Consider the following 9,435-nt stretch of genomic DNA (forward strand, 5'->3'; position numbering starts at 1 on the left):
GCCGGTCGTACCTTCGCCAGTGCCTTTGCCGGCGCTTTCGCCTGGCCCGGCCCTTGTCCGGCTGCGCCTTCGTCCGGCTGTGCCAGGCTCGGCGCCCTTCCGCGCCGGGCTCGGCGTCCTCCCGTAGCCCGGAGGCAGCAGCCCGCCAGTGCACCAGCCAGGACCGCGACGCGAACCACGGGGGGCGGGGGCCGGGGGCTGTCACGCTTGCGGGTGGCTTTGCCGTGGGGTGGGAATGGGCCACCCGCTCCGCCGGGTTGTGGCCCCGCAGGGGGCGCTCGCAACCCTTACGGGATGCGTTCGCCCCCACCCTTAGGTGCCCACCCCCCACCACCCCCAGGTGCCCGCCCTCACCGCCGCCCCAGCCCCTGGCCCCGCCCCCGTTCGGCCCCGCCCGTTCGGCCCCGCCCCCGCTCAGCGTTGCCCCGTCCCGTCTCAGCTGAAGTCGAATTCGCCGGTGCGGGTCCGCTTCAGCTCGAAGAACCGGTCGTAGCCGGCGAGCAGCCGGGCGCCGTCGAAGACCCGCACCGCGTCCTCGCCCCGCGGGATCGACATCAGGACCGGACCGAAGAACGCCACCCCGTCGATGTGGAGGGTGGGCGTGCCGACGTCCTCGCCGACCGGGTCCATGCCCTCGTGGTGGCTCTTGCGCAGCGCGTCGTCATAGGCATCGGTGTCGGCGGCCCGCGCCAGTTCGGCGGGCAGCCCGACCTCGGCGAGCGCCTCCTCGATGACGGTCGCGGTGTCCTCCCGCCCCTCCTTGTGGATACGGGTACCGAGCGCCGTGTACAGGTCGCGCAGCACCCCCTCCCCGTGCTCCTGGGCCGCCGCGATGCACACCCGCACCGGGCCCCAGCCGGCGTCGAGCAGTTCGCGGTACTTCTCGGGGAGGTCTTCGCGGCCCTCGTTGAGGACGGACAGGCTCATCACCCGGAACCGCAGGTCGATGTCCCGCTGGGCCTCCACCTCCAGGATCCAGCGGGAGGAGATCCAGGCGAACGGGCAGATGGGGTCGAAGTAGAAGTCAACGGAGTGGCGGGTGGGGTTCTGGTGCGTCATGCGGCCAGATTACGGCGCCACCGGCCGGCTGTCCGGGACACTCCGCCATGGGAAACGTGGGCCAATTCGGCCCGTGATGCTCCCCGGCCGGAGCGCCGCAGGAGCCTCCTGCGTGCCGCGCATTCCTGGCTCGCCCGGCCCCGTGCGCCACCTCGCCCGCCGCGGACCCGGCCTTCGTACGTGGGCCCGGCCCTCGGTGCGCGATCCAGCTCATGTACGCACCTTGGCCTGCGCCCATGCCTTGGCCCCGTACGCACCCCCGGCTCCGCCCGTACGCGTCCCGGAGCCGTACGCATCCGGCCCCCCTATGCGCCCCAGCACCCCGCCGGGGGGCAGCCCTGCGCCCCCGGCCCGTCAGTCCTCGCCGGCTCGTCAGCTCGTCGTCCGATGCCACCCCGTCTCCTTCCTCCGGCCCGTCGAGCGGCCCCGCTCAGCCGCTTCCGGCAGGCCCGTCCCTTCGCCCCCGGCCCTCTCGCCGGCTGGGTCCGTCTCCTTGGCTGCGCCTATCTGCTCGGGACGGTCCGTCCGCTGGGGCGGGTGCGTCCGCTCGGGCCGGTCCGTCCGCCTGGCCCGGCCAGGGTCCGTCGGCCCTCCGGAGCCCGCCGGGTCCGTGGGTGCTTCCTCGGGATCGATGCCGAGCATCTGCTGGAGCAGCTGCTTGAGCAGGGTCCGCTCGGTCACCGTCAGCCGGCCGAGCGGCTCGCGGGCGAAGTCCAGTGACGTGCGCAGCCGCTCGGCCGTTGCCCGGCCCTCAGGCGTCGGGACGGCCAGCTTCACCCGGCGGTCGGCGGGGTCAGGGCGGCGCTCCACCAAGCCGCGGGACTCCAGGCGGTCCACGATGCCGGTGACGTTCGACGGCTCGCACTTCAGGCTCTGGGCGAGGCGGCGCATCGGCATCGGCTCCATCGCCAGCAGCCTGAGCAGCCGGGCCTGGGCGCCCGTGAGGGAGTGCTCGGCCGCCGCGCGCTCGTACTCCTCGTGGAAGCGGGCGACGACGGTGCCGATGAGATCGACCACCTCGACGGTCAAGGAGTCTGCGCGCGGAGTCATACACACCAGGATACCCAATTGCTTGACAACATGAAATATTCAGCTGCATGATTGTTTCAGCATCTGAAGCATTTGGAGGATTCCCCCATGTCCGCACCGCTGCCGACCATCAGCCGCGAATGGCACCTCGTCGCCCGCCCGCAGGGCTGGCCCACCCCCGATGACTTCGCGCTCCGCGAGGCCGAGCTGCCGGAGCTCGCCGACGGCCAGATCCTCGTCAAGAACCTCTATTTCTCCGTCGACCCGTACATGCGCGGGCGGATGAACGACGTGAAGTCCTACGTCCCGCCCTTCCAGCTCGACCAGCCCATGGACGGCGGCGCGGTCGGTGAGGTCCTCGCCTCGCGCGCCGAGGGCTTCGCCGCCGGCGACCACGTCCTGCACGGTCTGGGCTGGCGCGACCACGCCGTCCTCGACGCCGGCCGCGCCGCCAAGGTGGACGCCTCCCTCGCCCCGCTCACCGCCTACCTCGGCGTCCTCGGCATGCCGGGCCTGACCGCGTATGCCGGTCTGCTGGCGGTCGCCGAGTTCAAGGAGGGCGACGCCGTTTTCGTCTCCGGCGCGGCCGGTGCGGTGGGCAGCCAGGTCGGCCAGATCGCCCGCCTCAAGGGTGCCTCGCGGGTCATCGGCTCCGCCGGTTCCGACGAGAAGGTCCGGCTGCTGACCGAGGAGTACGGCTTCGACGCCGCCTTCAACTACAAGAACGGCGACGTCACCGAGCAGCTCAAGGCCGCCGCCCCCGACGGCATCGACGTCTACTTCGACAACGTCGGCGGTGACCACCTCGAGGCCGCCATCAGCGCGCTCAACGTCCATGGCCGCGCCGCCATTTGCGGCATGATCTCGATGTACAACGCCACGGAGCCCAGCTGCGCGCCGCGCAATCTCGCGCTGGTGATCGGCAAGCGGCTGCGCCTGGAGGGGCTGCTGGTGAGTGACCATCAGGCGCTGCGGCCGCAGTTCGTGGAGGAGGTCTCCGCCTGGATCCGCTCCGGTGAGCTGAAGTACTCCGAGACCAAGGTCTCCGGGATCGAGAACGGCGTCGAGGCGTTCCTGGGCCTGCTGCGCGGCGCCAACACCGGGAAGATGATCGTGAGCCTGGCGGACTGAGACCCTTGGGTGCCGGGTGCCGGGTGCCGGGTGCCGGGTGCCGGGTGCCGGGTGCCGGGTGCCGCGTGCCGGTGTGGGTGCCCTGCGCTGAGCGCAGTTACTGCATCGCCCTATCTGTCCCGCCCTGCCTCGGCCCGGTGCTGACCGGCGCCGGCCGGCGCGGGCCGGTTCCGGTACCGCCCGCTGGCCGCTCGGTCTTCCGTCTGTCTTGTCGGCGCTGCGTGGCCTTGTCTGTGCTCGGTGGCCCGGCCCGTTCGCCGTACTGTGAGACTCGCCTCCCGTCGCGGTGCCCCGGCCGGTTAGGCTCATCGGCAAGCCGCCGCGGTGCGTGGGCGCGAGTCGCGGCGAACCACAGGAGGATTCGTATGTCCATCCAGACCGTCGACGTCGTCTACACCGCCGTCGCCACCGCTGAGAACGGCCGCGACGGCCGCGTCGCGAGCGACGACGGCAAGCTCGACGTCGTCGTCAACCCGCCCAAGGAGCAGGGCGGCAGCGGCGCCGGTACCAACCCCGAGCAGCTCTTCGCGGCGGGCTACAGCGCCTGCTTCCAGGGCGCGCTCAGCGTCGTCGCCCGCCGGGAGAACGCTGACGTCTCCGGCTCCCGGGTGACTGCCAAGGTCGGTATCGGCAAGACCGCCGAGGGTGCCTTCGGCCTCGCCGTCGAGATCATCGCCTCGATCCCCAACGTCGACGAGGCCACCGCCAAGGACCTCGTGGAGAAGGCGCACCAGGTGTGCCCGTACTCCAGCGCGACCCGCGGCAACATCGAGGTCAAGCTGACCGTCGCCTGAGGCGGTTCGGGCAACCTGGCCGCGGCTGGGCGGCTCGTCCGGCCAGCCGCGGCCCGCGCGACACGGGCCGCTCGCTCAGCTCGGTAGCTGAGGTGGTGCGTCCGGCTCGGGCGTCCGTCGCGTTCGCAGAGGGCCGCATCCCGTCATGGGGTGCGGCCCTCGGCCGTTCCTGGCCATCGGGGGCGGGGAGGGGAGGGTTCCGCCTCGTCATCCGCGTGGCGGGGCGGGGTGAGGTGGGGCCGCCCCGGTGGAGCCCCGTGCGGTGGGGTGGGGGCCGGGCGCGTGTCGTCAGTGGCGCGGGGGTCCGGCCGTCTCTCGGTCCGACGGGTAGCCCGGCCTGCGTCCGACGGCTGCCAGCATGTGACGCAGGCAACATTCTCGGCCTCTTGACGCATCAGCCGTGTAATCGATTACGTAGCCCTCACGCGAGTGCGCGTAATCGATTACACGAGCAGGACGGGCGGCGATGGCGCCATGGCGAACATCAAGGATGTGGCGGAGCGGGCGGGGGTCTCCGTCGCCACCGTCTCCCGAGTCCTCAACGGCAACAGCCCGGTCGCCGAGACCCGCGAGCGGGTGCTCGCCGCCGTACGGGAGCTGGGTTACCGCCCCAACAACGTCGCCCGCGCCCTGCGCACCGCCCGGACCGGCGCGCTCGGCCTGGTGATCAGCGACCTCACCAACCCGTTCTTCACCGAACTGGCCGACGCCGTCGAGGACGCCGCCCGCGGCCTCGGCTACAGCCTCGTCATCGGCAACGCCGGCGAACGCCCCGCTCAACAGGACGACTACATCCGCACCCTGCTCGACCGCCGGATCGACGGCCTGCTGGTCAGTTCGGCCGGCACCGGCTCGGCGATGCTCCGCGAGGTCGTCGCCTCCGGCACCCCGCTCGTCCTGCTCGACCGCGCCGTCCCCGGCATCGACGCGCCGTGCGTCCGCGCCGACGGCCGCGCCGCGCTCACCGACCTCGCCGCCCACCTCGCCGCGCTCGGCCGCCGCCGCCCTGCGGTGATCGTCGCCCCGGCCGGCACCCCCACCGGTGATGAACGGCTGGAACTCTTCCGTACGGTGCTGGCCGGCCACGGCATCGCACTGCCCGGCGAACGGGTCGGGGCCACCCCCGATCTCCAGCCCAGCGGCGGTCGCCGGGTGATGAGCGGCTTCCTGGACCTGCCCGAACCACCGGACGCCGTGCTGGCCACCGACAACCTGATGGCGCTCGGCGCGATGGACGAACTCCGCGCCCGCGGCCTGCGGGTTCCCGACGACGTGGCGCTGGTGGTCTACGACGACGTGCCGTGGTTCGCGCACACCGACCCGCCGCTGACCGCCATCGCCCAGCCCACCCGCGAACTGGGCCGGGCCGCGGTGCGCACCCTCCTAGAACGGATCGAGGGCCGTCCCGCCGAGTCGGTACTGCTCCCCGCCCGCCTCGTCATCCGCCGCTCCTGCGGAGAACGGCCCGGCACATGACCGCCCGGCCGACCACCGAACTGATCGACCAGGGCCCGGGCCGAGCACCGTTCCGGCCGCCCACGGCCTTTCCCCCCACGGGTCAGGCCGACCAGGGGCCGGCCGCTGACACCGGCAGTCCACCTGCCGTGAACGCCCCTGCTCCTCCCTGACCACACCCTCTACCTCCCCCTACCTCCTGGCCGCCCCCGACCGCCACCCTCCGACCACCGCACCACCCCCCCCCACAGACAAACCCCCACCCCACCCGCCCACCACCCACCCAGAGAGGGGCAGCGCATGACCGGCGTCAATGACGACGTTCCGGACGGCCGCGAACTGCTGCGCGTCGAGGGGGTGACCAAGGCGTTCCCCGGCGTCCGCGCGCTGGACGGCGTCGATCTCACCCTGCGCGCCGGCGAGGTGCACGTGCTGCTCGGCGAGAACGGCGCGGGCAAGAGCACCCTGATCAAGATGCTCTCCGGCGCCCACCGCCCGGACAGCGGGCGGATCCTCGTGCACGGCGGCCCGGACGGTTCGGCCGACGGCCTCCGCGAGGTGCAGATCCGGTCCGCGCAGGACGCCGCACGGCTCGGCATCGCCACCATCTACCAGGAGTTCAACCTCGTCCCCGGGCTGACCGTCGCCGAGAACCTCTTCCTGGGCCGCCAGCCGCGCACCGCGCTCGGCCTCATCGACAAGAAGGCCATGCGCGCCCGCGCCGCCGACCTGCTGCGCCGCGTCCGCCTGGACGTCTCCCCGGCCGCACCGGTCGCCGAACTCGGCATCGCCCGGCTCCAGATGGTGGAGATCGCCAAGGCGCTCAGCCTGGACGCCCGCGTCCTGATCATGGACGAGCCGACCGCCGTCCTCACGTCCGAGGAGGTGCAGACCCTCTTCGGCATCGTCCGCGAACTCCGCGACGCCGGTGTCGGCATCATCTTCATCACCCACCACCTGGACGAGATCGGTGCGCTCGGGGATCGCGTCACCGTGCTGCGCGACGGGCGTTCGGTGGCCGAGGTGCCCGCCACCACCGGTGAGGACGACCTGATCCGGCTCATGGTCGGCCGGGACATCGCCGAGCAGTACCCGCGCCGCCGCCCCGACGCGCCGGGCCCGCCGCTGCTGCGCGTCCGCGGCCTGACCCGGCTCGGCGCCGGGCGGAACGGTGCGGGGCGGAACGGCGCCGGGCGGAACGGTGGCGAGCGGGACGGCGCCGGAAGGGAAGGCGGTGGCCGGGACGGCGGCGCGGCCCGGCCGGTCTTCGAGGGCATCGACTTCGAGGTGCGGGCCGGTGAGGTGGTCGGACTGGCCGGCCTGGTCGGTGCCGGCCGGACCGAGGTCGCCCGGGCGGTGTTCGGCGTGGACCGCTACGACGCCGGCACCGTCGAGGTGGCCGGCGAGCGGCTGGCCCCCGGTGACGTGCGCACCGCGATGCGGGCCGGGCTCGGCCTGGTCCCCGAGGACCGCAAGGGCCAGGGCCTGGTCCTGGACGCCTCGCTCCAGGACAACCTGACGCTGGCCCGGCTCGACCGGGACACCCGCGGCGGGCTGGTCGACCGGCGCGGCCAGCGGCGCGAAGCGGCCGCGGTCGCCGAGCGGTTGCAGGTCCGGATGAGCGGTCTGGGCCAGTCCGCCCGCACCCTGTCCGGCGGCAACCAGCAGAAGATCGTCATCGGCAAGTGGCTGCTGGCGCAGACCCGGCTGCTCATCCTGGACGAGCCGACGCGCGGGATCGACGTCGGCGCCAAGGTCGAGATCTACCAGCTGATCAACGAGCTGACCGCGGCCGGCTGCGGGGTGCTGATGATCTCCAGCGACCTGCCGGAGGTGCTCGGGATGAGCGACCGGGTGCTGGTGATGGCCCAGGGCCGGCTGACCGGCGAACTCCCTGCCGCCGAAGCCACCCAGGACGCCGTGATGGAACTGGCGCTCCAGTCCCCGCCCGGCGTCACCGGCGAAACGCACACCGACGAGAGCGCGATGGAGGGCTCCGATGTCTGAGGTGAAGACGGCAACCGCCCCACGGGCGGTGGGCGGGGCCGCGGCGGCCCCGGACGGTTGGGGCCCGTGGTTCTCCCGGGCGGTCCTGCGCAACGGGCCGCTCGGCGGCCTGATCGCCCTGGTCGCCGTCATGGCGGCACTGTCGGGCGACTTCCTGAACGGGCAGAACCTCCTCAACGTCGGCGTGCAGGCGTCGGTCACCGCGATCCTGGCCTTCGGCGTCACCTTCGTGATCGTCTCGGCCGGCATCGACCTGTCGGTGGGCTCGGTCGCCGCGCTGTCGGCCACCGTCACCGCCTGGGCCGCCACCGGCCAGGGCCTGCCGGTGTGGCTCGCGGTGCTGCTCGGCCTCGCGGTCGGCGTGGTCGCCGGCCTGATATCCGGCGCCCTGGTCGCCTACGGCCGGCTGCCCGCGTTCATCGCCACCCTGGCGATGCTGTCGGTCGGCCGCGGTCTGGCCCTGGTCGTCTCCGGCGGCACCCCGATCCCGTTCCCCGGCGCGGTCAACCACCTCGGGGACACCCTGGGCGGCTGGCTCCCGGTGCCCGTCCTCGTCATGATCGCGATGGGGCTGGTCGCCGCGCTGATCCTGGCCCGTACGTACTCCGGCCGCGCGATGTTCGCGATCGGCGGCAACGAGGAGGCGGCCCGCCTCTCCGGGATCGACGTCGCACGCCGCAAGCTCGTGATCTACGCGCTGTCCGGCCTGTTCGCGGCGGTGGCCGGAATCGTCCTGGCGGCCCGGCTCACCTCGGCCCAGCCGCAGGCCGCCGGCGGGTACGAACTCGACGCCATCGCCGCCGTCGTCATCGGCGGGGCCAGCCTCTCCGGGGGCTCCGGCAAGGCGTCCGGCACCCTGATCGGCGCGCTGATCCTCGCCGTGCTGCGCAACGGCCTGAACCTGCTGAGCGTCTCCGCCTTCTGGCAGCAGGTCGCCACCGGTCTGGTGATCGCGCTCGCCGTCCTCCTGGACACCCTGCGGCGCCGGAGCGCGCGATGAGGCGGCGCACGGCACTCCTCGGCGCGGCCCTGGCGGTCGGCGCCCTCGCCCTGACCGGCTGCGACCGCGGCGGCCACACCGACCTCGGCCTGGCCCTGTCCACGATGAACAACCCGTTCTTCGTCGGCATCAAGAAGGGCGCGCAGGCCGAGGCCGGCGCCCGCGGGCTGCGCATCAACATCACCGACGCGCAGAACGACCCGATGCAGCAGATCAACCAGATGGAGACCTTCACCAGCCAGCAGGTGAAGGCGGCCATCATCAACCCGGTGGATTCGGACGCCGCCGTCCCGGCCGTCGGCGTCGCCAACCGGGCCGAGGTGCCGGTGATCTCCATCGACCGCGGGGTCAACGGCGGGCGGGTCGGCTCGACCATCGCCTCCGACAACGTCGCCGGCGGCCGGCTCGCCGCGCGGACCCTGGCCGAGGCGCTCGGCGGCCGGGGCAAGGTGGCCTTCCTCGAAGGCCAGCCCGGCACCTCCGCCGCCCGCGAACGCGGCCGGGGCTTCGAGGAGGGCATCAAGCAGTACCCGGGCATCCAGGTCGTCGCCCGGCAGCCCGCCGACTTCGACCGGACCAAGGGCATGGACGTGATGTCCAATATGCTCCAGGCACACCGCGACATCACCGGGGTGTTCGCCGCCAACGACGAGATGGCGCTCGGGGCGTCCAAGGCGCTCGGGGCCCGTTCCGGCAAGGACGTGAAGGTGGTGGCGTTCGACGGCACCCCGGACGGGGTCCGGGCCGTGCGGGACGGCACCCTCACCGCCACCGTCGCCCAGCAGCCCGAACTCCTCGGCCGGCAGGCCGTGGACTGGGCGCTGAAGGCGGCCCGCGGGGAGCGGCTGCCGCGGACGGTCAAGGTGCCGGTGGTACTGGTGACGGCGGCCAACGCGGCGAAGTTCGACGGCTGACGGCTGACGGCTGACGGCTGACGGCTGACGGCTGACGGCTGACGGC

General features: G+C 73.1%; 5 protein-coding genes and 2 pseudogenes. 5 read left to right on the forward strand and 2 right to left on the reverse strand.

Going from position 1 to position 9,435, the window contains the following annotated elements; all coding sequences use genetic code 11:
* Window positions 1–435 precede the first annotated feature (435 nt).
* Both MUU72_RS29985 and MUU72_RS29990 read right to left on the reverse strand, forming a co-directional pair.
* On the reverse strand, window positions 436–1,059 hold the full coding sequence (locus MUU72_RS29985) for a mycothiol-dependent nitroreductase Rv2466c family protein (protein ID WP_248016567.1): 624 nt from the start codon (window positions 1,057–1,059) through the stop codon (window positions 436–438).
* Between the two features lie 621 nt (window positions 1,060–1,680).
* Window positions 1,681–2,109 (reverse strand): annotated as a pseudogene (locus MUU72_RS29990) (MarR family winged helix-turn-helix transcriptional regulator); the annotation flags it as partial.
* Window positions 2,110–2,196: 87 nt separating this feature from the next.
* Here MUU72_RS29990 and MUU72_RS29995 point away from each other — a divergent pair.
* The 5 genes and pseudogenes from MUU72_RS29995 to MUU72_RS30015 all read left to right on the forward strand — a co-directional run bounded on the left by MUU72_RS29995 (window position 2,197) and on the right by MUU72_RS30015 (window position 9,389).
* Window positions 2,197–3,219, forward strand: coding sequence for an NADP-dependent oxidoreductase (locus MUU72_RS29995; RefSeq protein ID WP_248016568.1), 1,023 nt, complete (start codon window positions 2,197–2,199; stop codon window positions 3,217–3,219).
* Between the two features lie 365 nt (window positions 3,220–3,584).
* Window positions 3,585–4,013, forward strand: a complete 429-nt coding sequence (locus tag MUU72_RS30000; protein WP_248016569.1) for an organic hydroperoxide resistance protein — start codon at window positions 3,585–3,587, stop codon at window positions 4,011–4,013.
* 474 nt (window positions 4,014–4,487) lie between these two features.
* The gene (locus MUU72_RS30005) at window positions 4,488–5,489 is read left to right on the forward strand and encodes a LacI family DNA-binding transcriptional regulator (protein ID WP_248016570.1); all 1,002 of its coding nucleotides are present in this window, start codon (window positions 4,488–4,490) and stop codon (window positions 5,487–5,489) included.
* Between the two features lie 279 nt (window positions 5,490–5,768).
* Complete coding sequence (locus MUU72_RS30010; protein ID WP_248016571.1) at window positions 5,769–7,475, forward strand: sugar ABC transporter ATP-binding protein; 1,707 nt, start codon at window positions 5,769–5,771, stop codon at window positions 7,473–7,475.
* Window positions 7,468–9,389, forward strand: a pseudogene (locus tag MUU72_RS30015) (ABC transporter permease/substrate-binding protein). The gene MUU72_RS30010 and the pseudogene MUU72_RS30015 overlap by 8 nt, the downstream one beginning before the upstream one ends.
* The last annotated feature ends 46 nt before the right edge of the window (window positions 9,390–9,435 follow it).

The organism is Streptomyces rhizoryzae (assembly GCF_023155275.1).
GTDB lineage: Bacteria > Actinomycetota > Actinomycetes > Streptomycetales > Streptomycetaceae > Streptomyces > Streptomyces rhizoryzae.

Coding starts and splice junctions, on each gene's coding strand:
- MUU72_RS29985 (WP_248016567.1), bottom strand. CDS start 1,059: ATGACGCACCAGAACCCCACCCGCCACTCCGTTGACTTCTACTTCGAC.
- MUU72_RS29995 (WP_248016568.1), top strand. CDS start 2,197: ATGTCCGCACCGCTGCCGACCATCAGCCGCGAATGGCACCTCGTCGCC.
- MUU72_RS30000 (WP_248016569.1), top strand. CDS start 3,585: ATGTCCATCCAGACCGTCGACGTCGTCTACACCGCCGTCGCCACCGCT.
- MUU72_RS30005 (WP_248016570.1), top strand. CDS start 4,488: ATGGCGAACATCAAGGATGTGGCGGAGCGGGCGGGGGTCTCCGTCGCC.
- MUU72_RS30010 (WP_248016571.1), top strand. CDS start 5,769: ATGACCGGCGTCAATGACGACGTTCCGGACGGCCGCGAACTGCTGCGC.